Source organism: Streptomyces sp. NPDC028289, from assembly GCF_055565975.1.
In genome coordinates this window covers 1,441,289-1,464,753 of sequence record NZ_JBVHTI010000001.1, presented here as the reverse complement: position 1 = coordinate 1,464,753, position 23,465 = coordinate 1,441,289, and the positions used below count along the sequence as shown (strand labels likewise).

19 protein-coding genes and 2 pseudogenes are annotated in these 23,465 nt (G+C 71.9%); 9 read left to right on the top strand and 12 right to left on the bottom strand.

From position 1 onward, the window contains the following. Positions 1-74: 74 nt before the first annotated feature. The 4 genes from ACZ4UV_RS06425 to ACZ4UV_RS06410 form a co-directional block, all read right to left on the bottom strand. On the bottom strand, positions 75-881 hold the full coding sequence (locus tag ACZ4UV_RS06425; protein WP_351493965.1) for an endonuclease I family protein: 807 nt from the start codon (positions 879-881) through the stop codon (positions 75-77). A gap of 134 nt (positions 882-1,015) precedes the next feature. Continuing rightward, positions 1,016-3,280 (bottom strand): ArnT family glycosyltransferase, encoded by a 2,265-nt coding sequence (locus tag ACZ4UV_RS06420; RefSeq protein ID WP_467836036.1) that lies wholly within the window; start codon positions 3,278-3,280, stop codon positions 1,016-1,018. Between the two features lie 126 nt (positions 3,281-3,406). Beyond that, on the bottom strand, positions 3,407-4,462 hold the full coding sequence (locus ACZ4UV_RS06415; RefSeq protein WP_451020319.1) for an esterase-like activity of phytase family protein: 1,056 nt from the start codon (positions 4,460-4,462) through the stop codon (positions 3,407-3,409). A 110-nt stretch (positions 4,463-4,572) separates the two neighbouring features. Then, the gene (locus ACZ4UV_RS06410; RefSeq protein ID WP_451020320.1) at positions 4,573-5,418 is read right to left on the bottom strand and encodes a serine hydrolase; all 846 of its coding nucleotides are present in this window, start codon (positions 5,416-5,418) and stop codon (positions 4,573-4,575) included. Positions 5,419-5,532: 114 nt separating this feature from the next. Between ACZ4UV_RS06410 and ACZ4UV_RS06405 the strand changes: the two genes are divergently transcribed. Next, positions 5,533-6,051, top strand: a complete 519-nt coding sequence (locus ACZ4UV_RS06405; RefSeq protein ID WP_451020321.1) for a hypothetical protein — start codon at positions 5,533-5,535, stop codon at positions 6,049-6,051. Between the two features lie 40 nt (positions 6,052-6,091). On the opposite strand, the gene ACZ4UV_RS06400 is transcribed toward ACZ4UV_RS06405, so the two are convergent. The 3 genes from ACZ4UV_RS06400 to ACZ4UV_RS06390 are packed head-to-tail and all read right to left on the bottom strand — an operon-like array spanning position 6,092 to position 7,120. Beyond that, on the bottom strand, positions 6,092-6,664 hold the full coding sequence (locus tag ACZ4UV_RS06400; RefSeq protein WP_467836034.1) for a S1 RNA-binding domain-containing protein: 573 nt from the start codon (positions 6,662-6,664) through the stop codon (positions 6,092-6,094). Positions 6,665-6,692: 28 nt separating this feature from the next. Continuing rightward, positions 6,693-6,953, bottom strand: a complete 261-nt coding sequence (locus ACZ4UV_RS06395; protein ID WP_467836033.1) for a hypothetical protein — start codon at positions 6,951-6,953, stop codon at positions 6,693-6,695. Next, positions 6,950-7,120 carry a hypothetical protein gene (locus ACZ4UV_RS06390; RefSeq protein ID WP_451020324.1) on the bottom strand — a complete coding sequence of 57 codons (171 nt, stop codon included), beginning with the start codon at positions 7,118-7,120 and terminating at the stop codon, positions 6,950-6,952. Before ACZ4UV_RS06390 ends, ACZ4UV_RS06395 begins: the two co-directional genes overlap by 4 nt. A 106-nt stretch (positions 7,121-7,226) precedes the next feature. Here ACZ4UV_RS06390 and ACZ4UV_RS06385 point away from each other — a divergent pair. The 4 genes and pseudogenes from ACZ4UV_RS06385 to ACZ4UV_RS06370 all read left to right on the top strand — a co-directional run. Beyond that, positions 7,227-7,488, top strand: a pseudogene (locus ACZ4UV_RS06385) (helix-turn-helix domain-containing protein); the annotation flags it as partial. 80 nt (positions 7,489-7,568) lie between these two features. Then, positions 7,569-8,243, top strand: a pseudogene (locus ACZ4UV_RS06380) (hypothetical protein). Positions 8,244-8,355: 112 nt separating this feature from the next. Beyond that, complete coding sequence (locus ACZ4UV_RS06375; protein ID WP_467836031.1) at positions 8,356-12,105, top strand: ABC transporter ATP-binding protein; 3,750 nt, start codon at positions 8,356-8,358, stop codon at positions 12,103-12,105. A 103-nt stretch (positions 12,106-12,208) separates the two neighbouring features. Then, positions 12,209-12,601 (top strand): hypothetical protein, encoded by a 393-nt coding sequence (locus ACZ4UV_RS06370; protein WP_451020327.1) that lies wholly within the window; start codon positions 12,209-12,211, stop codon positions 12,599-12,601. Between the two features lie 191 nt (positions 12,602-12,792). Here the strand turns inward: ACZ4UV_RS06370 and ACZ4UV_RS06365 are convergent, their stop codons facing one another. Further along, positions 12,793-13,410 carry a hypothetical protein gene (locus tag ACZ4UV_RS06365; RefSeq protein ID WP_467836029.1) on the bottom strand — a complete coding sequence of 206 codons (618 nt, stop codon included), beginning with the start codon at positions 13,408-13,410 and terminating at the stop codon, positions 12,793-12,795. A 102-nt stretch (positions 13,411-13,512) separates the two neighbouring features. After that, complete coding sequence (locus ACZ4UV_RS06360; RefSeq protein ID WP_467836028.1) at positions 13,513-15,321, bottom strand: glycoside hydrolase family 3 protein; 1,809 nt, start codon at positions 15,319-15,321, stop codon at positions 13,513-13,515. Positions 15,322-15,800: 479 nt separating this feature from the next. Here ACZ4UV_RS06360 and aroA point away from each other — a divergent pair, with 479 nt between their 5' ends. Beyond that, entirely contained in the window at positions 15,801-17,051 is a 1,251-nt protein-coding gene (gene aroA, locus ACZ4UV_RS06355; RefSeq protein WP_467836602.1) for a 3-phosphoshikimate 1-carboxyvinyltransferase, read from the top strand. 9 nt (positions 17,052-17,060) lie between these two features. Here aroA and ACZ4UV_RS06350 read toward each other — a convergent pair whose 3' ends face one another. Both ACZ4UV_RS06350 and ACZ4UV_RS06345 read right to left on the bottom strand, forming a co-directional pair. Further along, entirely contained in the window at positions 17,061-17,861 is an 801-nt protein-coding gene (locus tag ACZ4UV_RS06350; RefSeq protein ID WP_390039755.1) for a sugar phosphate isomerase/epimerase family protein, read from the bottom strand. A 17-nt stretch (positions 17,862-17,878) separates the two neighbouring features. After that, positions 17,879-18,814, bottom strand: a complete 936-nt coding sequence (locus ACZ4UV_RS06345) for a bifunctional helix-turn-helix transcriptional regulator/GNAT family N-acetyltransferase (RefSeq protein ID WP_390039757.1) — start codon at positions 18,812-18,814, stop codon at positions 17,879-17,881. 372 nt (positions 18,815-19,186) lie between these two features. Here ACZ4UV_RS06345 and ACZ4UV_RS06340 point away from each other — a divergent pair, with 372 nt between their 5' ends. Continuing rightward, positions 19,187-19,579: a hypothetical protein gene (locus ACZ4UV_RS06340; RefSeq protein ID WP_390039759.1), complete on the top strand. Its 393-nt coding sequence runs from the start codon at positions 19,187-19,189 to the stop codon at positions 19,577-19,579. 261 nt (positions 19,580-19,840) lie between these two features. Here ACZ4UV_RS06340 and ACZ4UV_RS06335 read toward each other — a convergent pair whose 3' ends face one another. Continuing rightward, positions 19,841-20,887 (bottom strand): LacI family DNA-binding transcriptional regulator, encoded by a 1,047-nt coding sequence (locus ACZ4UV_RS06335; RefSeq protein WP_390039761.1) that lies wholly within the window; start codon positions 20,885-20,887, stop codon positions 19,841-19,843. Between the two features lie 251 nt (positions 20,888-21,138). Here ACZ4UV_RS06335 and ACZ4UV_RS06330 point away from each other — a divergent pair, with 251 nt between their 5' ends. After that, positions 21,139-22,296, top strand: a complete 1,158-nt coding sequence (locus ACZ4UV_RS06330; protein WP_390039763.1) for a Gfo/Idh/MocA family protein — start codon at positions 21,139-21,141, stop codon at positions 22,294-22,296. Next, on the top strand, positions 22,293-23,444 hold the full coding sequence (locus ACZ4UV_RS06325; RefSeq protein WP_451018487.1) for a dihydrodipicolinate synthase family protein: 1,152 nt from the start codon (positions 22,293-22,295) through the stop codon (positions 23,442-23,444). The genes ACZ4UV_RS06330 and ACZ4UV_RS06325 overlap by 4 nt, the downstream gene beginning before the upstream one ends. The last annotated feature ends 21 nt before the right edge of the window (positions 23,445-23,465 follow it).

Below are 23,465 nucleotides of genomic sequence, written 5' to 3'. Positions count from 1 at the left end.
TCATGCGGACACGCCCGAGTCCAAGATCGACTTCACCTGTGTGAGGGAAGTAGTAGGACCGGCTCGGACGGCGCCTACCAGATCGCGTCGACCCACTCCGGGTGGTCGATGAACGGGTTCCGGTTGTGCTGGTAGGTGGTGTAGATGACGTCGTTGCGGTTCTCCTCGAAGGAGTCCGGCGGGTCCTCGTCGTTCCACTGCTTGAGGACCGAGAGCTTGCCGATGTACGGGGTGGAGCCGTTGTTGACCTTGTCGTCGGGCTCCAGGTTCGCGAACCCGTCGTCGCCCTCGTAGCGGACGGCCATGTAGAGGATCATGCGGGCCACGTCGCCCTTGACCGCGTCGCGCGGCTCGAAGGAGTCCGAGTCGACCTTGCTGCCACCGCTGTTGGTGAAGGTGGAGCCGCCCTCGTCGAAGTCGAGGTTGCCGCGCTTGCCGTTGACCGCCACGTCCTCGGGACGGATGTGGTGCAGGTCCGTGCCGGGGCCGGTGGACGTGGTGAGGTCGCCGTGCGAGATCGCCCACACGTGCTCGCGGTTCCAGTCGCCGCTGTCCCCGCCGTTGAGGGACTTGCTGCGCGAGATGCCCGAGTACAGCAGGATCACGTTGCTGCTGTTGTTCGGGTCCTGGTCGGTCTTCTTCAGGGCGTCCCACAGGGCCGAGTACGACAGCTTCGTGACGTTCGCGCTGATGATCGTGTGCAGGGACGACTTGAGGCTCGTACCCGTCTTGCCGATCGCGTTCTTGTAGTACGTCGAGTCGTACGCGGTGGTCGTGGCGGCGGCCGGGGTCGCCGTCAGCGCGGGGGCGGTGAGGCCCACCAGGACGGCGGCGGTCGCCAGGGCCACCGACTTCCAGCGCCGGATGTGTGTCGCCAGCATAAAGAGTTTCCCATCTACGCGGGTTGACGAGGCGGCAAGAAGGAGGGTGACATGAACATGAGGACGCTGCGGTAAACGGTACGTAAAAAGAGGCCCCCGACCGTGCGGTCGGGGGCCTCGGTGCTGCCGGTGCGTCAGCTGACGTCCGACGGGTCAAGTCGGTAGATCGAAGCGGTGCTGGACGAGGACGACGTCGATGAGGACGACGACGAAGAGGACGTCGAAGTGGACGACGACGAGGTCGTGCTCTTGCTGTACGCGCTCTCCGGCACCGCCGTACCGTGCGCCTTCACCCAGTTCGCCACCTCGGTGCTGAGGCTGTTGCCGCCGCCGGGGCCGCCCGTGCCGCCGCTGCTGATCTGGATGTAGTGCAGCTCGCCCTTCTTCACGATCTCCTTGAGCTTGGCGACCGTCATCCCGTTGTCGGTGCCGGTGAAGCCCCACATGGATATGACCGATTCCTGGGCGCTCAGCTCGATCTGCGCGGAGGTCTGCGAGTTGGACACCGCGAGCAGCCACTTGGCGCCGTCCTGGTGCTTCTTCAGGTACGCGATGAGCTCGCTGGACGCGCCGCCGCCCATGCCGCCACCGCCGCCGAAGCCGCCGCGCGTGCCGCCGGTGCCGGTGTCGCCACCGGGCATCTCGCCGGTACCGCCGGGCAGTTCGCCGGTACCGCCGGGCGCCTGGCCGTTCATGCCGCCGCTCGGTGCCTCGCCGTTCGCACCGCCCGGGAAGCCGCCGGCGTTCTCGCCGCCGGCCTGGCTGCTCTGGCCGCCCTGCTGGGTGCCGCCCGGACCGCCCTCACCGCCGCCGGGGAAGCCACCCCGGTTGCCGCCGCCGGGACTGCCGCCGAAGCCGCCGCCCGTCGAGGGGCCCGCCGTCGGGTTCGAGCCGCCCATGCCGCCGCCGGTCGAGGAACCGGACGCCGGCGAGGCGGCGTACGCCGTCGGGCCCGCGAGGGCCGCCACGAGCGCCGCGGCGACGGACGCGGTGAGCAGCCGCGCCCTGTTGCCGGACCGGAAGACGATCAGGCCCGCGATCGCGAGCACCATGACCACGGCGATGACCGGCCACAGCCAGGTGTTCCAGCCGGACGCCCGGCGCAGCAGCACAATCGCCCAGATGCCGGTGACGCCGAAGGCGGCCGGCAGGACCCATGCCCAGCGCTTGTCGGCACGGAACGCCTCAAGCAGCATCACGCCACCGCCGCCGCACAGCGCCGCGATGCCCGGGGCGAGCGCGGTCGTGTAGTACGGGTGCATGGTGCCCTGGGCGGTCGCGAAGATCACGTAGTGCAGGAGGGTCCAGCTGCCCCACAGGACCAGGCCCATCCGCTTGAGGTCGGTGCGCGGTGCGCGCCCGCGCAGCACCAGGCCGCCGATCAGGGCGATCGCCGCGAACGGGATCAGCCAGGAGATCTGGCCGCCGAGGATGTCGTTGAACATCCGGCCCAGGCCCGCGGTGCCGGAGAAGCTGCCCCCGCCTCCGCCCCCACCGCCGTTGCCGGTGCCGCCGAAGATCCGGCCGAGGCCGTCGTAGCCCATGATCAGGTTCCAGGCGGTGCCGTCCGTGGAGCCGCCGATGTAGGGGCGGTCGGAGGCTGGGACCAGCGCCACGGCCAGCGCCCACCAGAAGCTGAAGACGGCCAGGACCACCGCGGCCAGCAGCAGTTTGGCGATGCGCTTCACCCACGGCGCCTTCGACGCGTACAGGTAGAGCGCGAAGACGGCTGGGAGAGCGATCCAGCCCGCCAGCAGTTTGGTGTTGAAGGCCAGGCCGAAGCAGGCCGCCGAGCCGAGCAGCGGCAGCAGCTTCTCGTCACGGGTTGCCCGCAGCGCGAGCGCCGCGCCCGCCACCATCAGGAACACCAGGATGGTGTCGGGGTTGTTGTCGCGGTTGATGGCTACGGTGATCGGGGTCAGCGCCAGCACCAGCGCGGCGACGGTCGCCGCGCCGTGACCCCACACCCGCTTCACGGACGAGTGCAGGATCCAGATCGCGCCGAGTGCCGCAGCGATCTGCGGCGCCATCATCTGCCAGGTGCCGAAGCCGAAGATCCGGCACGACAGGCTCATGACCATGGTCGCGAACGGCGGTTTGTCGACGGTCATGAAGTTGCCCGGGTCCAGCGAGCCGAAGAACCAGGCCTTCCAGCTCTTCGTGCCGGCCCAGATGGCGCCGCTGTAGAAGGTGTTCATGTCGGAACCGGAGAGGTTCCAGGAGTAGAGCACCGCCGCCAGGACCAGGATCGCGAGCAACGCGGGCAGCGACCAGCGCGGTGCCCGGTCCGGCTGGGCAGCCGCGGGGGTGGCCGTGGGGGGTGCCGTGGAGGCCGCCGTGGGCGGGCCCCAGTCGGGGGACACGGGCGTGTGGGGGACGGGATCGGTGGCAGATGTCACCACCCCACCCTGCGCGCGGCCGATGGGCGCGGGCTGTGCCGATCCTGGGCGCAGGCTGTGGGTGGGTGAGATGTGGGTAAGAGGGCGGCCGGTGCGACCGCCCTCCGTGACCGCTGTACCGCTGTGTCAGCGCACGCGGACCGACAGCCGGTAGAACCGCGTCGTCTGCACCGCGTTCTGGTTGTCGTCGCTGACCAGGAGGACCTTGTACGCGCCCTTGGTACGGCCGGTGACGACCATGCCCTCGATGTTGTCGAGGAGCGGGTTGGGCTGCGGCTGCTTGGCCGTGGCGCCGAGCGCCGGGCAGGTGGCGATGTCCGTGAGCAGGGTCTTCCTGATCAGCCGTACGCCGGCCTGGCCGGTGAGGGTCTCGATGCCGCTGGTGTCCGTGGCGTGCCGCGGGTCGGCCAGGTAGAGGCGGACGGTGTTGCCGACGCCGGAGGTGAAGCCGCGCTCCAGGACGAGGAGCCGGCCGTCGGGGAGCGCCTGCACCTCGGGGACGCCGAGGATCGGGTCGTCGGTGCGGTAGGCGTACTGGGCCGACAGCCTGAAGTGGTCGTCCTTCGTGCGCTGCCAGGTCTGGAAGCGGACGATCCCGGCGGTGTCGCCGGAGAGGGCGTACTCCATGGAGGCCAGCAGGGTGCGGCCGCCGTTGAGGAGCGTCAGCCCCTCGAAGGTCTGGTTGGAGGTGGCCCGTCCGGCCGGGGACACGAGCAGCGAAGACGGCACGGGGAGCCGGTCCAGGATCCTGCCGTCCGCCGAGTAGCGGCGGATGGACGGCTCGGTCTCGGAGGTGATCAGGCGGGTGCCGTCCCGGTCCACGACCAGGCCCTCGGAGTCGAGCGCGGCGCCGTTCTCGTCGGCGAGCCCGACGACCTTCTTCGGCGCGAGGGTCTTCGGGTCCAGGCCGAAGAGGTAGGACCGGTCGGCGAGGGCGGCCAGGGAGCCGTCCTTGTCCACGGCGAGCGCGGAGAGGTTGCCGACGAAATAGCCGCCGAACGTCGTCTTGTCGAGGGCGTCCGAGAAGCCGTCGAGGGAGACCGAGGACGAACACGCGTGGGCGGAGGCGGTGTTGGTCGCGTCGGTGCCGGTCGCGACGGCGTTGGCGGACCCGGCGGCGGACAGACAGGTGGCCGCCGCCAGGCCGGCGGTGACGGTGGCGAGTACGGTTCGCAGGCGCATGGCGGTCACCGTAGGGGGGACCGGTGACGGGGTGAAGACCGCCCCGTGAAGGAAAGGGTCGATCTCCGGCCGCCCGGGCCGCACTTCGGTACGCGGGCCGCCGCCTCGCCTCAGGAGGCCGCGAGGTCCTTGTGGACGACCTTGGCGACGGCCTGGATGGTGTTGATGCCGTAGCTCATGGTGCTGTTGTCCTGGGTCAGCACGGACATCTGGTAGTCGTGGCCGCCGCCGGTGAACGTACCGAGGCTGTGCACCCGCCAGCCGTGCGTGGCGCGCTGCAGCCAGCCGTTCTTGACGTGCACGGAGACGCCGGACGGGGCGCCGTACGGCGTGCCCCACCGCTGGGACGAGATGACCTGCCCCATCAGCTTCAGGATGTAGGCCCGCGAATTGTCGCTGAGCACGGTGTTCTTGGCGGTGACGAGCGCGAGCAGCTTCTGCTCGTCGTGCACGTCGATCTGGGTCAGGCCCCAGTAGCCGTTGGTACCCGGGGTGGTCTGCGTCATCCCGGCGGCGCTCAGGAAGCCCTTGATCTTCGTCAGGCCGAGCTGCTTCCACAGCTTGGTGGTCGCGTCGTTGTCCGACTTGGTGATCATGGCCTTGGCGAGCGTCTGCTCGGTGGTGGTCAGGTACCGGTTGTGCTTCTTCGCGTCCCACAGCAGCGTGGCGAGGACGGTCACCTTGACCGTGCTGGCCGAGTCGTAGTGCGTGGTGGAGCGCAGGGTACAGGTCGTCTTCGTCGAACGGTCGTACAGGCCGACGGCGATGGTCCCCTTGCGGTTCGCGATGGCCGCGGTGATGTCCTTCTTCAGCTTCGTGGCGAGGGCCGCCTTGGCGGACGTGCAGCTGACGGCGGGCGCGGCGGCCGAGGCGGGCGCGGCGACGGCCACGCCGGCTATGAGAAACCCGGTGCCGAGCGCGGTGGCGACCAGCCCGCTCCTTCGTCTGTGAGTCATACCCTCGTTGACACACGGATTCGCGCGAATGGTTGTACGAACGGTCGGGGCTTTAAGGAACCGTCACCTGGGCCGGGCGCTGCGCCGTCCCCTCCGTGCCCGACTATGGGGCCCATGAGAAACCCGAGTGCGCCGGCCGCGGTGATATCCGCGGCCGCGGTCGTGCTGTTGGCCGCAGGCTGCAGCGGCGGTGGCCCCGGTCACGCCGCGTCCGCCCCCGCGACCCCGTCGCCCGCTCCCGCCACCGGAACGCCGGCCTCCGTCATCGAGCCATGGGACGACTCCGTCACCAAGGCGCCACCGTTCCCCGACGGCGACGTCGTCGCCCAGGCGGCGAACGCCACCGGAGGCCGGGAGATGGAGATCAAGGGCGGCGTCGGCAGCGGCATCCTGTCCGTCCAGGTGAACTGCGAGGGCAAGGGCAGGCTGACCGTCACCGTCGAACCGCTCGGCTTCAACTTCCCGTTCGACTGTGTCGCCGGCCGGGTCAACACCATCGACAACGAGACCAACATGAACGGCGGCGTGACCCGCCCCCACACGCCGGGCACGGTGCAGGTGACCGCGACGACAGGCGTCCGCTGGGCGATCACCGTCGGCCACCGGGACGTGTCCGGTCGATCAGATTCCTAGTCGGCTCGTGCCGCCCCGGACCTCCGCGCTCACGAGCCGCTCAGGGAGCACGGAACGCCCCCGGCTCCGGCGTGGCGAGGAACACCCTGCGCCGCGGCAGTTCGATCTCCGTGACGACGACGGACATCTCGTCGCCGCTCCGGAACGCCTCCGGTGTGCCGGCCGCAGGCCTGCCGTGGAGCTCCCTGAAGGGCACCAGCCCGGCGATGCCGTCCCCGACGCTGACGAAGGCCCCGAAGGGGAGCACCCTTTCGACCGTTCCGCGCAACACCTGGCCGACCTCCGTGCGGTCGGCGAAGACCTGGAAGGGATCGGGTCGCAGCGCGCGCAGGGACAGTCTGGCCTCGGCGTTGTAGGTGTCGAACTGCAGGAACTCGCATGCGACGCGCTGCCCGACCTCGACGACATCGGTGACGGCGTCGATGTGCCGCCAGGACAGCTCGGGGATCGTGATGAACCCGACGCCGGGAAACAGGGGATGGGCGGGCCCGACGTCCAGGGCCACGAAGACCCCGAACCGCTCGATCGCCGCGACGGTTCCCGACAGGACCTCACCGGGGTGCAGCGACTCCAGGAACGCCCAGAGCTCCGGGCTCTCGAGCTGCCAGTCCATGTGCGCCACCCTGACACACGCCGCCGTGCTACAGCCGTCGGCTCTCGGCGATCCGCAGCACGTCGGTCAGCGCCTCTCTCATCCGGGCCACCAGGAAACGGAGTTCGGCCTTCGTGACCTGCCGCTCTTCGAGCAGGGCGGCCGAGTGGTCGAGGAGTGCGGCGGCCATCCCCGGCTGCACGGACTCGACTGCGTCGGCGGCCCGGGAGAGATAGCCGTCTCCGTCGGTGACCAGGAAACAGGGCTTGCCCTCGGGGCCCGCCCAGGGGAGCAGACGAGGAACGCTCACCGGGTGACCCTCGCGTCCTTCGCGAGCATGCCGCACGAACCCATGCCGATCCCGTACACGCCGATCGGGTCGCCCGGGGGCTGGTGCCCGGTGTGGTGGACGGTCGGGCCGTGCACCCGCGGGCGCCGGAACAGTGAGCGGAGGAAGCGGGTGATGCGGTTGGCCATGGCGGCGACTCCTTTCTGTAGCGATCTGCTCACAGAGTGGGGTGGGCGCGGCTAGCCTGACCAGGGGGTGGAGTGTGACCAGGCATTTGTCACAAGGGAGTTGGCCGTGGCGAACACTTACGGTGACTGGCTCAGGCAGCAGCGGGAGACCGGCCGGGCTGACGCAGCAGGAGCTGGCCGACATCGCGGTCATGACGCGTTCGCACATCGCTCACATCGAGGCGGGGCGGCGGATCCCGTCGAAGGAGGACGCGCGACGGCTGGAGAAGGCTCTGAACACGGGGGATGTGCTGAGCAGTTTCCTGCCGGCGGATGATCCGGCGATCGCCGACTACTTCGAGTCGGTACGTCAGCTCGAGCAACAGGCCTGGTGATGCCGCTGCGGCTGAAGGTGACGAGGGGGCCGGCGCCCGGGGGGCCGGCCGGCTGGTGCGGGCGTACCGGGGCGGTGGGGGTGACGCCGGGGTTGACGGCGGCGAGTGCGCCGAACCGCGCCGCGGCGTTCTCGCTGACCGCCTGCCAGAGCGGGGGGAGCAGGGACGGCGCCGCCGGCCCGGAGCAGTAGGTCTCCGCCGCCACCCACGCCACCGCCGCAGGCCGCTCCGGAGCGACCGGCACCGGCACCGGGAAGAGCGCGGCCGACGTGCGGACCCGGACGCTCGCCCCGTCCCGTACCGCCGCACCGGCCGCCACCGCGGCCAAGGCGGCTGCCCCGGTCCGTACCCGGACCCTGGCGGACGGCAGCAAGGCCGAGATCTACCGGCTCGGTGCCGAGCACTACCGCACGAAGATCGTCAGCCGTGGCGAGGTCCTGGCCACGATGGAGACCGGCGGGACGGACGCCGGGCTCGACGCCAACGACATGTTCGTCGTGCTCACGCTGGGCGGCGAGGTGCACTCCTGGATGGGCGGCGGGCACACCGGGCCGGGCACCTTCAAGCTCGCCGGCGGCTGGACGGCCAAGGTCACCAAGGTCGGCGAGCTCCGGTACCGCGCGCAGATCCTCGGCAACGACGGTTCGGTGGACGCCACGCTGGAGGCGAACCAGCACGACGTCGGCCTCGACGCCAACGGCGTGTACATCGTGCTCAGCGCCGGCGGTGTGCTCAGCGCCCACGGGTAGAGGCCCTCCGGGCACCCGGCCCGCCCGCCCCTGTTTTGTTGCGGAGGGATGAAATCCGCTTCGTTCCGTGTTGTGGCCATGCGGAAGACCAGGGCGAACGAAGGGCACCCGCGTGGCAGCGCAACAGGGGGAACGGCGGCAGGGCGGCTGGGCGCGCAGGCTGGCGGGATACGCGTGGCGGCATCCCAGGGACGTCGTGCTCGCGCTCGGATCCTCGCTGGCCGGCATGGCGGTGCTGGCCGTCGTACCCCTGATCACCAAGGTGATCATCGACGATGTCGTCGGTGCCCACAGCCGGAGCATGGGGCCCTGGGCCGGCGCACTGATCGGTGCCGCGGTCCTCGTCTACGCGGCCACCTTCGTCCGCCGCTACTACGGCGGACGGCTCGCCCTCGACGTCCAGCACGACCTGCGGACCGAGATGTACGACACGCTCACCCGGCTCGACGGACGGCGGCAGGACGAGCTGTCCACGGGCCAGGTGGTGGGGCGCGCCACCAGCGACCTCCAGCTCATCCAGGGGCTCCTCTTCATGCTGCCGATGACCATCGGCAACCTCCTCCTCTTCCTGATCTCCCTCGCGATCATGGCGTGGCTGTCGCCGCCGCTCACCCTGGTCGCCCTCGCCGTCGCCCCGGCCCTGTACTGGATAGCCAAGCGGAGCCGCAGCAAGCTGCACCCGGCCACCTGGTACGCCCAGGCCCAGGCCGCCGCCGTGGCCGGTGTGGTCGACGGCGCGGTGATCGGCGTTCGCGTGGTGAAGGGGTTCGGGCAGGAGGAGCAGGAGACCGGGAAGCTCAGGGAGGTCGGGCGGAAACTCTTCGCGGGGCGGCTGCGCACGATTCGGCTGAACAGCAGGTTCACCCCGGCCCTCCAGGCCGTCCCGGCCCTCGGCCAGGTCGCCATGCTGGCACTCGGCGGCTGGCTCGCCGTCCGGGGTCACATCACCCTCGGCACCTTCGTCGCCTTCTCCTCCTACCTCGCCCAGCTGGTCGGCCCGGTCCGGATGCTCGCCGTGGTCCTCACCGTCGGCCAGCAGGCCCGCGCCGGCACCGAGCGAGTCCTGGAGCTGATCGACACCCGGCCGACCATGAAGGAGGGCACGAAGACCCTTCCGGCCGACGCGCCCGCGACCGTCGAGTTCGACGACGTGGCGTTCGGGTACGACGATGGGCGCCCGGTCCTCCAGGGGCTCAGCTTCGAGATACGGCCGGGCGAGACCCTCGCCGTCGTCGGCTCCTCCGGCTCCGGCAAGTCCACGGTCTCCCTCCTCCTGCCGCGCTTCTACGACGTCACCCACGGCGCCGTCCTGGTCGGCGGCCACGACGTCCGCGAGCTGACCCACGACTCGCTCCGGGCCGCGATCGGCCTGGTCCCCGAGGACTCGTTCCTCTTCTCCGACACGGTCCGCAACAACATCGCGTACGGCCGTCCCGACGCGACCGAGGACGAGATCCTCGCCGCCGCCCGCGCCGCCCAGGCCGACCGTTTCGTCGCCCAGCTGCCCGACGGCTACGACACCAAGGTCGGCGAGCAGGGCCTCACCCTCTCCGGCGGCCAGCGCCAGCGCATCGCCCTCGCCCGCGCCCTGCTCACCGACCCCCGCCTGCTCGTCCTCGACGACGCCACCTCCGCCGTCGACGCCCGCGTGGAGCACGAGATCCACGAGGCCCTCGCGCACGTCATGCGGGGCCGCACGACCCTCCTCATCGCGCACCGCCGCTCCACCCTCAACCTCGCCGACCGCATCGCCGTCCTCGACGGCGGCCGGCTCGCCGACATCGGCACCGACGAGGAGCTCCAGCAGCGGTCCGCCCTGTACCGCAGGCTCCTGACCGACCCCGACGAGCTGGGCGGGGTCTCCCCGGGGCACGCGCTGCCCCTCGAACCGCGCGAGGACACGTCCGTACGGGACGAGCTGGACGCCGAGTTCGACGCCGAGCGCGGGGTGACCCCGCGGCTGTGGACCGGCGACCGCACGCCCCGGGACCTCGCCCTCGCCGGCACCCCGGCCACCCCCGAACTCCTCGCCCAGGTCGAGGCGCTGCCCCCGGCGACCGACGTCCCCGACATCGACGAGGCCGGCGCCGTACGCCCCGAGGACTCCTACGGCCTGCGCCGCCTGCTGCGCGGCTTCGGCGCACCCCTGCTCGTCAGCCTCGGGCTGGTCGCCGTGGACGCCGGCATGGGCCTGCTCCTGCCGCTCCTGATCCGGCACGGCATCGACCAGGGCGTCAGCAGGATGGCGATCGGCGCGGTCTGGGCGGCCTCGCTGCTCGGCCTGTTCGCGGTGCTCGTCCAGTGGGCGGCCCAGACGGGCGAGACCCGGATGACCGGCCGTACCGGCGAACGGGTCCTCTACTCCCTCCGCCTGAAGATCTTCGCCCAGCTCCAGCGGCTCGGGCTCGACTACTACGAGCGGGAGCTGACCGGCCGGATCATGACGAGGATGACGACGGACGTGGACGCGCTGTCCACCTTCCTCCAGACGGGCCTGGTCACCGCGTTCGTCTCCGTCGTCACCTTCTTCGGGATCATGGTCGCCCTGCTGGTGATCGACGTACAGCTCGCGCTCGTCGTCTTCACCACGCTGCCCCCGCTGATCGTCGCGACCTTCTTCTTCCGCCGGGCGAGCGTGAAGGCGTACGAACTGGCCCGCGAGCGGGTGTCGGTGGTCAACGCCGACCTCCAGGAGTCGGTGTCCGGGCTGCGGATCGTGCAGGCCTTCCGGCGCGAGGGGGACAGCGGGCGCCGCTTCACCGAGCGCAGCGAGAGCTACCGCAAGGCCCGTATCCGGGGCCAGTGGCTGATATCGGTCTACTTCCCGTTCGTCCAGCTGCTGTCGTCGGTGGCCGCTGCCAGCGTGCTGATGGCGGGCGCCCACCGGGTGGAGGCGGCGACCCTCACCACCGGCGCGCTGGTCGCCTACCTGCTCTACATCGACCTGTTCTTCGCCCCCGTCCAGCAGCTCTCCCAGGTCTTCGACGGCTACCAGCAGGCGACCGTCTCCCTCGGCCGCATCCAGGAACTCCTGCGCGAGCCGACGTCCACGCAGGCGGCGGAGAGGCCGCGCGAGGTCGGTTCCCTGCACGGCGACATCGCCTTCGAGAACGTGCACTTCGCGTACGGTGCCGCCGACGAGGGCGACGCAGCCCTGGGCGGCATCGACCTGACCATCCCCGCCGGGCAGACCGTCGCCTTCGTCGGCGAGACCGGCGCCGGCAAGTCGACCCTCGTCAAGCTGGTCGCGCGGTTCTACGACCCGACCGGCGGCCGGGTGACGGTCGACGGCACGGACCTGCGCGACCTCGACCTCACCTCGTACCGGCACCGGCTCGGGGTCGTACCGCAGGAGGCGTACCTCTTCCCGGGGACCGTCCGGGACGCCATCGCCTACGGCCGCCCGGACGCCACCGACGCCCAGGTGGAGGCGGCGGCACGCGCGGTCGGCGCCCACGAGATGATCGCCACCCTCGACGGCGGCTACCTCCACGAGGTGGCCGAGCGCGGCCGCAACCTGTCCGCGGGCCAGCGCCAGCTCATCGCCCTCGCCCGCGCCGAGCTGGTCGACCCCGACGTGCTGCTCCTCGACGAGGCGACGGCGGCCCTGGACCTGGCGACCGAGGCCCAGGTCAACATGGCCACCGACCGCCTCACGGGCCGTCGTACGACCCTCGTGGTCGCCCACCGGCTGACCACCGCGGCCCGCGCCGACCGGGTGGTGGTCATGGACCACGGCCGGGTCGCCGAGGACGGCACCCACGACGAACTGCTGGCCCGCGACGGCCGGTACGCCGAGCTGTGGCGCACCTTCATCGGCCAGCCCGAGGAACCGGAGGAGCCGGTGGGCGCGACCCGGTGAGCTCGCCTCCCTGACGGCCGTGCAACCATCCGACATACGTCGGGCGTCCGTACATCAGTACGGTCATGGCTGGTGCACAGCTGCGGTACGGGAGGGGACGACTGTGGACAGTGGTGCGATACGCCGGCGGCTCGCGCTAGGTGTGGCCGTGCTGGCCGCCTCCGGGGCGCTCGCGCTCGTGGCACCGGCCGACGCCCAGGCCGTGACGGCGGCGGACTGCGCCGGACGCGAGGTGCGGACCCTGTCCTTCACCACGGGCACCGTGCACGTCTACCGGCAGGGCGGCTACGTCTGCGCGATCACCCTGCCCAAGAACTCCGGCGGCAGGCGGACGATGTCCGTCAGCGTCCAGGCCCGCGGCAACCGCCCGGTCGTCGACAAGGGCAGGTACACCCACCGCGCGGGCCCGGTCACGGTCCACGCGGGACACCGGTGCGTGTGGGTGCGGGGCTCGGTGGGGCGGAGTTCGGTCAGCTCGGGATGGATCCTCTGCTGAGGGAGGACCTGCCCGTGCGCATACGACGAGGGGTCCGCTGGGTCCTGTGGGGGCTGTGGGTCGCGTGTCTGCTGTTCTGCGTCTGGTTCCTCGCGGAGGCGATCGCGCTGTTCCGGCAGGCCGAGTCGTGGTGAGGGGAGAAGCGCCCCGGACCACGTTGGACGGCTGCGGCCGAGGCTGACACGGAGCGTTCACAGCCGCCGGGCGCAGCCCACCGGGTGCTCCCCGCCCAGCTGGACGTACAGGGCGGTGGACGCCGGGCAGGCGGTCCGCGAGGTGACCGCCCGTACCACCCGGTACTGCGGCTTCCGTTTCCCCGAGCCGTCGCAGGCGGTCTCGCGGACCTGGCCCCGGCCCGAGCCGTAGACGCAGTCGCCGACGACGGTGCGCGGCCCGCCGCCCCCGCCGGGGTCACCGGGGTGCGGCGGCTCCAGGTTGCGCATGCAGGCGTAGCCCTGCGGGATCGTTCCGGCGCCGTCCTCGGTGCCGCCCGCGCGCTGGGCGCCTATGTGCAGCACGAAGTCGGTGGTGGCCGGGCACGGCGGACCGTCGGCGACGGTGCCGTCGTACCGGGCGATCACCCGGGCCGCTGCCCGTTCACTGGTGCAGGGCACCTCGGTGAAGCTGGCGGTCCCGAACGAGCTGCACTCGTCGACCCCGAGGAACTGCGTGCCGTACCCGGACGGCGCCGGGCTCGCCGTCGAGCGCGCGCTGCCCGCCGGTGCCTCGGACGACGACGTCCGGCAACCGGCCGGCAGCAGCACGACGGCCACCGTCACCAGGACCCCCGCAAAACGTCTGCTCCGCATACCGACCCCCCTGCCAGCGTGGCCCGCGATCACGGTCCGCGTCAGCTGAACGGGAGGCTTTCCGCCCGTTGGGGGCGTTACGCCCGGTTCCGTGGCGTACGTCTAATACGTCAGCCCGTGGCCGATCGGATACAGCACCCGGGCCGGATCGTCCGCCCGCTGCACCGGCACCGGCAGACCGCCACGCGGGGCCACCTTGCCCGCGATCACCCGTGCCGCGGCCCGCAGTTCGACGTCGGTCCAGGAGTAGGCCGCCAAACAGGCCCGGAGGGAGGGGAGTTGGGCGACATCGTACGGATTGCGCACCGCCACCGCCACCACCGGGCGGCCGGTCGCGACCAGCCGTTCCACCAGCTGCTGCTGCCCGCTGCCCGCTGTCACGTTGTACGTCCCGACCACCACCGCGTCCGCCTCCTGCGCCGCCGCGACGGCCTTGTCGACGGTCGTGGCGGACGGCGCGGTACCCGTGGGCAACGCGCTTGCCGTGAAGCCCAGTTCGGTGAGGGCGGCGGCGAGCACGCCGGTCGGCGGGCCCGTCGTACCGGACGGCGAGTCCGGGTCGGCGCCGACGACCAGCACCTTTTTGTGCGTACGGCGGGAGAGGGGGAGCAGTCCGCCCTCGTTGACCAGCAGGGTGGTGGTGCGCTCGGCGATGCGGTCGGCGGCGGCGAGGTGCTTCGCCGCCCCGACGACCCGGCCGACGTCCTTCGTGTTGACGTACGGCCGGTCGAGCAGCCCCAGCCGGGACTTCAGCCGCAGGATCCGCAGGACCGACTCGTCCAGCCGGGACTCGGTCAGCTCCCCGTCCTGTACGGCCTTCAGGACGGCGTTCCAGGCGATGTCCAGGGTGGGCGGGTTGAGGAGCTGGTCCACTCCGGCCTTCAGGGCGAGTACGGGCACCCGGTCGTCGCCGTACTTCGTGCGCACCCCCTCCATGCCCAGGGAGTCGGTCACCACGACCCCGTCGTAGCCGAGTTCGCCGCGCAGGATGCCGGTGAGGACCGGGTGCGAGAGGGTGGCCGGGTCGCCGGAGCCGTCCAGGGCCGGGAACTGGATGTGCGCGGTCATGACGGAGTCGATGCCGGCCTCGATCGCCGCCCGGAACGGAACCGCGTCCAGCTTCTCCCACAGCTCCCGGCTGTGCGTGATCACCGGGAAGCCGGTGTGGCTGTCGACGGCGGTGTCGCCGTGCCCCGGGAAGTGCTTGGCGGTGGCCGCCACGCCCGCCTCCTGGTACCCCTGCACCTCGGCGGCGACCAGCGCCCCGACCGCGTCCGGGCCGGCCCCGAAGGACCGTACGCCGATGATCGGGTTGGCCGGGTTCACGTTCACGTCGGCGTCGGGGGAGTAGTCCTGCCGGACGCCCATCGCCCGCAGCTCCGCGCCGGAGATACGGCCGACGGTGCGGGCGTCGGCACGGGAGCCGCCGGCCCCGAGGGCCATGGCACCCGGGAAGAGCGTGGCCGGCTTGCCGATCCGGCAGACGGCGCCGTGCTCCTGGTCGGTGGCGATGAGGACGGGCAGGCCGCGCGGCCGCTCCAGCGAGGCGCGCTGGATCCCGTTGGACAGCTCGGCGATCTGCTGCGGGTTCCGGGTGTTGTGCGTCCAGGTGAAGTAGATGATCCCGCCGACCCGGTACTTCCCGATCAGCTCGGCGGCGGTGCGGACGCCGATCTCCTTGAGGTTGGCGTCGATGTCGGCCTGGTCGGGGTCGGTGGCCGAATGCCCGTAGACCCGCATCACGAACAGCTGCCCGACCTTCTCCTCGAGCGTCATCCGGGAGACGATCGCGCGGAGTCTCTTGTCGTCGGGGTTCTTGTCGTCGGAGCCGAGGGCGTCCGCGCTGGTGCCGACGGCGAGTCCCGCGGTGACGCCCGCGGTCGCGGCGAGGACGGTGCGTCTGGAGGGCACGTGCGCTCCTTCCGGTGGGGAAACCGGCTGAAGGAAACTTCCGTGGGGTCACCAATATTCGGGAAGTTTCTTTCCGTCAAGGGAAAGCACGGTACCCGGAGAGGGGCCGCCATCGGCGCATTGGGAGGGGGGCACGTCGATGGCGGCGGGCCGGCGGCCGTGGTGCGGCGGAGAGGGTAGGTCAGCGATCGCAGCCAGCAGCGAGGGCCGACACCGCACCACGGAGACTCTTCCGACAGCCTGCGCTTTGGACGGACGGGACGGGGGAGGGGTTCCCGAGTTCCGGAAGTCGGGGGCCATGAGATTACAGATGCGCCGGTGAAGCGCCCCTGAAAGGGGCGCCGGGGGTACCCCCGGCCGAAGGCTGGGGGAGGAACTGCGCGACCAGCCCCCCCACCGGCCCGCACCCGACGAACCACCTGTTCCACCTTGTGGAAACCCCCCGCACCTGAAACCCCAAAGCGGCGATCATGGGCAGCATGCCCCTCGTCGACATCCCCGGTTCCAAGTCCGTCACCGCCCGCGCCCTCTTCCTCGCGGCCGCCGCCGACGGAGTCACCACCCTCGTCCGCCCCCTCCGCTCCGACGACACCGAGGGCTTCGCCGAGGGCCTGGCCCGGCTCGGCTACCGCGTCGGCCGTACCCCCGACACCTGGCAGGTGGACGGCCGCCCGCAGGGCCCCGCGCTGCCGGAGGCCGAGGTCTACTGCCGGGACGGCGCCACCACCGCCCGCTTCCTGCCCACCCTCGCCGCGGCCGGCCACGGCAGCTACCGCTTCGACGCCTCCGAGCAGATGCGCCGCCGCCCCCTCGCCCCGCTCACCCGCGCCCTGCGCGACCTCGGTGTCGACCTGCGCCACGAGGCGGCCGAGGGCCACCACCCGCTGCGCATCGAGGCGGCCGGGGTCGAGGGCGGCGAGGTGACGCTCGACGCCGGCCAGTCCTCGCAGTACCTCACCGCCCTGCTCCTGCTCGGCCCGCTCACCCGCAAGGGCCTGCGGATCCGGGTGACGGACCTGGTGTCCGCTCCGTACGTGGAGATCACGATCGCGATGATGCGGTCGTTCGGGGTGGAGGTGGCGCGGGAGGGCGAGGTCTTCGTCGTCCCGTCGGGCGGCTACCGGGCCACCACCTACGCGGTCGAGCCCGACGCCTCCACCGCCAGCTACTTCTTCGCCGCGGCGGCCGTGACGGGCCGTGAGGTCACCGTGCCGGGGCTCGGGCGGGGCGCCCTCCAGGGCGACCTGGGCTTCGTGGACGTACTGCGCCGGATGGGCGCGGACGTGGAGATCGGCGAGGACCGGACGACCGTGCGCGGCACCGGCACGCTCCACGGCCTCACCGTCGCCATGCGGGACATCTCCGACACCATGCCCACCCTCGCGGCCATCGCCCCCTTCGCGAGCGGTCCGGTCCGGATCGAGGACGTGGCCAACACCCGGGTGAAGGAGTGCGACCGGCTCGACGCCTGCGCGGAGAACCTGCGGCGGCTGGGCATCGACGTCGCCACGGGCGAGGACTGGATCGAGATCCGGCCCGGCACGCCCGCCCCGGCCGAGATCAAGACCTACGGCGACCACCGCGTCGTGATGTCCTTCGCGGTGACCGGCCTGCGCACGCCCGGGATCTCCTTCGACGACCCGGGGTGCGTGAAGAAGACGTTCCCCGGCTTCCACGAGGCGTTCGGGGAGCTGGCCGCGGGGTGGGGGATCCCGGTCGCCGGCGCGTGAGCGTGGGGCTCAGGCCGACTCGTTGAGCAGCCGCGCCAGGTGCTCCCGGCCCGCCGCCAGCAGTCCGGGCAGCGGGGCCGCCGCCTCGTACCAGCGCTTCTCGTACTCCCAGCACAGCCAGCCGTCCCAGCCGTGCCGGGAGAGCACCTCCACGCACTCGGAGAGGGGCAGGATCCCGGCGCCGAGCGGCAGCGGGGTGGTGTCGTCGGCCGAGGCGATGTCCTTGACCTGGACGTAGCCGAGGTGCGGGGCGAGCGCCGCGTAGGTCTCGGCGGGCTGCTCGCCGCCCAGCCAGGTGTGCATGACGTCCCAGAGCGAGCCGACCATGCGGTGGCCGACCGGGCCGAGGATCCGGATCGCGGCGGCGCCGGTGCGGTGCGAGTCGTGGGTCTCCAGCAGGACCCGGACGCCGAGCGCGGCGGCGTCCTCGGCGACCGTGCCGAGCCGCCGGGCGGCGATCGCGTCGGACTCGGCGGCCGGCAGGTCCGGGTCGGCGCCGGGGAAGACGCGGACGTAGGAGGCGCCCAGGTCGTGGGCGAGCTGGAGGAGCCCGCGCGTCTCGTCGAGGACCGGGGCGTCCGCGCCGGGCGCCGCGAGACGCGCGTACCCGGCGACGCCCAGGACCTCCACCCCGGTCGCCTTGAACTCGGCGGCCACGTCGGAGCGCGCGGCCGGGCCGAGGCCGGGGTGCACGGGCTCCTCCGGATGGGCGCGCAGCTCGACGCCGTGGTAGCCGTGGGCCGTGGCCAGCGCCAGCACGTCCGGCACCGGCAGACCGGGAACCCCGAGGGTGGAGAAGGCAAACTTCATGCCCACCAACCTACTTCTCACTCACCGGTTCCGTGCAGGTCCAGCCGCCAGTCCTGGCCGACCAGGTCCTTGCCGAAGGAGCGGTGCGGTTTCTCGGCGGTGAGGACGAAGCCGTGCCGCTGGTAGATGCGGCGGGCGGCGGACAGCACGTCGTTGGTCCACAGGACCAGCTCCCGGTAGCCGACCCCGCGCGCGAAGTCGGTCACGGCGGTGACCAGCCGGTCGCCGATGCCGAGCCCGCGGGCCTCCGGTTCGACGAGCAGCAGCCGCAGCCGTGCGGTGCCCGGGGCGTCGTCCCGTACGCACATCACGCAGCCCGCCGGCCGCCCGGCCCACTCGGCGATCCAGGTCCGCTCCAGGTGCGGGTCGTGGTCCTCGGCGTAGTCGGCGACGATCCGGGCGACGAGGCCCTCGTAGTCGGTGTTCCAGCCGTACTCGGCCGCGTACAGGGCGGCGTTGCGCTGCACGATCCAGCCCAGGTCGCCGGGGTGCGGCTCGCGCAGCACGACCTCGCCGGAGCCCTCGGGGGTGTGCCCGTCACCGAGGATCGTGCGGATGGTGCGCATCGCCTCGGCGAGGCGTGACCGCTCGCCGGGGTCGACGGCGCCCAGCAGGGAGCCGACCGACTCCCGGGCCCGCTCGTCCAGCAGTTCGGCGGCGGACCGGCCGCCCGGGGTGAGGGAGACGCGCCGCCGCCGCGGGTCCTTCTCCGAGGGCGCGCGCTCGATCAGCCCGGCCTCCTCGAACTTGTTGAGGATCCGGCTCAAGTACCCGGCGTCCAGCGCGAGATCGGACCGCAGGTCGGCCGCGTCGGTGTCGGCGTCGTGCGCGAGCTCGTAGAGCACTCGGGCCTCGGTGAGGGTGTACGGGGCGTAGAGGTGGCGGCCGTAGTCGAGGGCGCCGATGAGGTTGGTGTAGAAGCGGTTGAAGGCACGGATGTCCTGGACGGTCATGGCTGGACCCCGATGGTTGACTGAGTCAGAGATATCGCGGCTCCGAGGCTATCCCGCCACCCCGCCCGGCCGGAAGGCGTCGACCCGAACGGCGGCCCCACGGGCTTTACTTGTTCCTTTTGCCTGGTCGAGGTCCTGCTTTTGACTTCGTCGCGTCCGCGCCGTAGGTTTATACACGAACGTCACTTATGTCCGTTTCAACAAGGATGTGACGTGGTCCGCCGGAGAGCTCGGACGGATGCGGAGAACCGGCATCACGAGCGGCGGACGCGCTCAGGGCTGCGCGCAGGCTCTGGAGCGCACGCAGGGCGGCCGGCCCTTCCGACACGGCGGCCGTCGTTACACAACCACACCCTCGGAGAGGGGCGAACCATGCGCGCGCACACCACACGTATGAAGAGGGTCGCCATCGCTGCGATTTCGGCACCCATCCTGGCGCTCGCCGCCGGAGCCGGAGTCGCCAGTGCGGCCACCCACGCGGCGCCCGACCACGTCGTCTCCTACCAGGACAACGGCGGTGGCGGCGGAGGCCACGGCGGCGGCGGTGGCGGTGGCCACGGCGGCGGCGGTGGCGGCCATGGCGGCGGAGGTTACGGCGGCGGAGGCCACGGCGGAGGTGGCTACGGCGGCGGTGGCTATGGCGGTCACGGCGGCTATGGCGGCGGTGGCTACGGTGGCTACGGCGGTGGCTATGGCGGCCACGGTCACGGCGGCTACGGCTACTGGGGCGACGACGACGACTACGGCTGGGGCGGCTGGGACTGAGCCAGTTCTCCGCGTCTGACGCTCCCCTGGCAACAAAGGACGGATCCGGGTGCCCGATTTTCGGGCACCCGGATCCGTGCGTCGGGCGAGGGGTGTCCGGGGCATCTGAGCCGTGCCCCCGGTGTCACACCCTGCGTGAAGCGCCCCAAAGGGGCGCGAGGAACTGCGCGACCGGCCACGACGGCGCGGCAGCCGGCAGTCGCCGGAGGCCACATCGCGGCCCTCCCGGCGGAGCGCTTCGCGGCGCTTCCGGCGGAGCGCTCAGCTGCGCGGCACCCCCGAGGACCCCCGGACCATCAGCTCGCCGCGGACCGTGGCGATCCCGCCCGGCGGCGGCTCCTCGCGGCCCATGGCGATGCGGCCGGCCCGCGCCCCCGCCTCCGCGAGCGGCAGCCGGACCGTCGTCAGCGACGGCACCGCGTCGATGCTGAACGGCAGGTCGTCGAAGCCGGCCACCGACACGTCCGCCGGGATCCGCAGCCCCGACTCCCGCAGCGCCGCGCACGCGCCCAGCGCGACCGAGTCGTTCGCCGCCACCACCGCGGTGAGCGACGGGTCCCGGCGCAGCAGCTCCAGCGTCGCCTCGTAGCCCGCCCGCCGGTCGTACCGCCCGTGCACGGTCCAGCGCGGGTCCTCCTCGATCCCCGCCTCGGCCAGCGCCGCCCGGTGGCCCTCCAGGCGGTGCCGGGTGGTCGTCCGCTCCTCCGGGCCCGCGATGTAGCCGAGGCGCCGGTGGCCCAGCCCGATGAGGTGCTCGGTCAGCTGCTTGCCGCCGCCGCGGTTGTCGAAGGTCAGCGCCACCGCGTCGGTGTCCGGCGCCGGCGGCCGCCCGCACAGCACCACCTTGGTCCCGGCGTCCGCCAGCTTGCGCAGCTTCGCCGCCACCGCCGCCGCGTGCGGCGCGTCCTCCACGGCTCCGCCGGTCAGGATCACCGCCGCCGCCCGCTGCCGCTGCAGCAGGGTCAGGTACGTCAGCTCCCGCTCCGGCGACCCACCGGTGTTGCAGGTCACCGCCAGCCGTTCGCCGCCGGCGCGCCCGCCCGGACCGCCGATCTCGGACTGGATCGCGCTCGCCATGATCCCGAAGAACGGGTCGGCGATGTCGTTGACCAGGATGCCGACCAGGTCGGAGGTGGCCGCCGCGAGCGCGCTCGCCGGCCCGTTGAGGACGTAGTCCAGCTCGTCCACCGCCCGCAGCACCCGCTCCCGCGTGGACGCCGCCACGGGGTAGTTGCCGTTCAGTACGCGCGACACCGTCGCGGGCGAGACCTGGGCGCGGGCCGCCACGTCCGCCAGGGTCACCGTCATCTCGTCGTCCTCCGGTCACGCGTCTCGTCGTACGTCGTCGTACGCAGCCTGATCGGCAGCCCGATCAACAGCTTGCTCATAGGAAGCCCCCTTGCCGTGCAGACCATAAGGCCATTCACTCCTGTCGTTCGCCCCCTCGAACAACTCGACCCCATCACGGTCTTGTACAGACCAGGGGTCAAAGGCTAACTTCAGACCATATAGAAAGCGCTTGCTGCGTTGCTGAGGCGCACGCGGACGAAGGGAAACACGTGAACCGCAAGACGGTGCGTATCGCCATGAACGGCGTCACCGGGCGCATGGGCTACCGCCAGCACCTCGTCCGCTCGATCCTCGCCCTGCGCGAGCAGGGCGGACTCGACCTCGGCGACGGCACGGTGCTGTGGCCGGAACCGGTCCTCGTCGGCCGCCGCGAGCACGCGCTCCGCGAGATCGCCGACCGCCACGGCCTGTCGGACGAGCACATCTCCACCGACCTGGAGTCCGTCCTCGCCGACCCGGCCATCGACATCTACTTCGACGCCCAGGTCACCTCCGCCCGCGAGGAGGCCATCAAGCAGGCCATCGCCGCCGGCAAGCACATCTACACCGAGAAGCCCACGGCCACGGGCCTGGAGGGCGCCCTGGAGCTGGCCCGGCTCGCGAACGCCAAGGGCGTCAAGTCCGGCGTCGTCCAGGACAAGATCTTCCTGCCCGGCCTGCTGAAGCTGAAGCGGCTCATCGACGGCGGCTTCTTCGGCCGGATCCTCTCGGTCCGCGGCGAGTTCGGCTACTGGGTCTTCGAGGGCGACTGGCAGGAGGCCCAGCGCCCCTCCTGGAACTACCGCGCGGAGGACGGCGGCGGCATCGTCGTCGACATGTTCCCGCACTGGGAGTACGTCCTGCACGAGCTGTTCGGCCGCGTGAAGTCCGTCCAGGCACTCACCGCCACCCACATCCCGCAGCGCTGGGACGAGAACGGCAAGCCCTACGACGCGACGGCCGACGACGCCGCGTACGGCATCTTCGAGCTCGACGGCGGCGCCGTCGCCCAGATCAACTCCTCCTGGGCGGTCCGCGTCAACCGCGACGAACTGGTCGAGTTCCAGGTGGACGGCACCGAAGGCTCAGCGGTCGCCGGCCTGCGCAACTGCCGTGTCCAGCACCGCAGCGCCACCCCCAAGCCGGTCTGGAACCCGGACATACCCGCCACCTACGCCTTCCGCGAGCAGTGGCAGGAGATCCCCGACAACACCGACTTCGACAACGGCTTCAAGGCCCAGTGGGAGCTCTTCCTCCGCCACGTCTACGCCGACGCCCCCTACCACTGGGACCTGCTGGCCGGCGCCCGCGGCGTGCAGCTCGCCGAGCTGGGCCTGAGGTCGTCGGCGGAGGGCCGCCGCATCGACGTACCGGAGATCGAGCTGTGACCATCCACCTCCCCTCCCCGGACGGGTCGTTGCGGGCCTACGAGCCGCGCACCGAGCCGCTCGCCGTCACCCCCGGCACCCCCTTCACCTCCCGTACGGTCTTCTCGGCGGCGCACGTCGTCGCCGACCCGTTCGCGGACACGAACCCCGACGCGCCCGCCGCCGTCGACTGGGACGCCACCCTCGCCTTCCGCCGCCACCTGTGGTCGCACGGTCTGGGTGTCGCCGAGGCGATGGACACCGCCCAGCGCGGTATGGGCCTGGACTGGGCGGGCGCGGCCGAGCTGATCCGGCGCAGCGCCGCCGAGGCCCGTGCCGTCGGCGGCCGGATCGCCTGCGGGGTCGGCACCGACCAGATCACCGGCGGCACGCTCGCCGAGATCCGGGCCGCGTACGAGGAGCAGCTCGCGCTCGTCGAGGAGTCCGGCGCCCAGGCCATCCTGATGGCCTCCCGGGCGCTCGCGGCGGCCGCCACCGGCCCCGAGGACTACCTCGACGTCTACGGCCATCTCCTGCGCCAGGCCGCCGAACCGGTGGTCCTGCACTGGCTCGGCCCGATGTTCGACCCGGCGCTGGAGGGCTACTGGGGCTCGTCCGACCTCGACGCGGCCACCGACACCTTCCTGGAGGTCATCGCCGCCCACCCCGACAAGGTCGACGGCATCAAGGTCTCCCTGCTCGACGCGCAGCGCGAGGTCGACCTGCGCCGCCGCCTGCCGCAGGGCGTCCGCTGCTACACCGGCGACGACTTCAACTACCCCGAGCTGATCGCGGGCGACGAGCAGGGCTTCAGCCACGCCCTGCTCGGCATCTTCGACCCGCTGGGGCCGCTGGCGGCCGAGGCGGTGCGGATCCTGGACACCGGGGACACGGCGGGCTTCCGCGGCCTCCTGGACCCCACCGTGGAGCTCTCCCGGCACCTCTTCCAGACCCCCACCCGGTTCTACAAGACGGGCGTGGTCTTCCTGGCCTGGCTGGCCGGCCACCAGTCCCACTTCACGATGGTCGGCGGCCTGCAGTCGGCGCGCTCGCTGCCGCACTTCGCGCGCGCCTACGAACTCGCCGACGGGCTGGGCCTGTTCCCGGACCCCAAGCTGGCCGAGGACCGTATGAAGACCCTCCTCGCCCTGTACGGAGTCAACCAGTGACCGGCGACCTGTCCCGTTTCT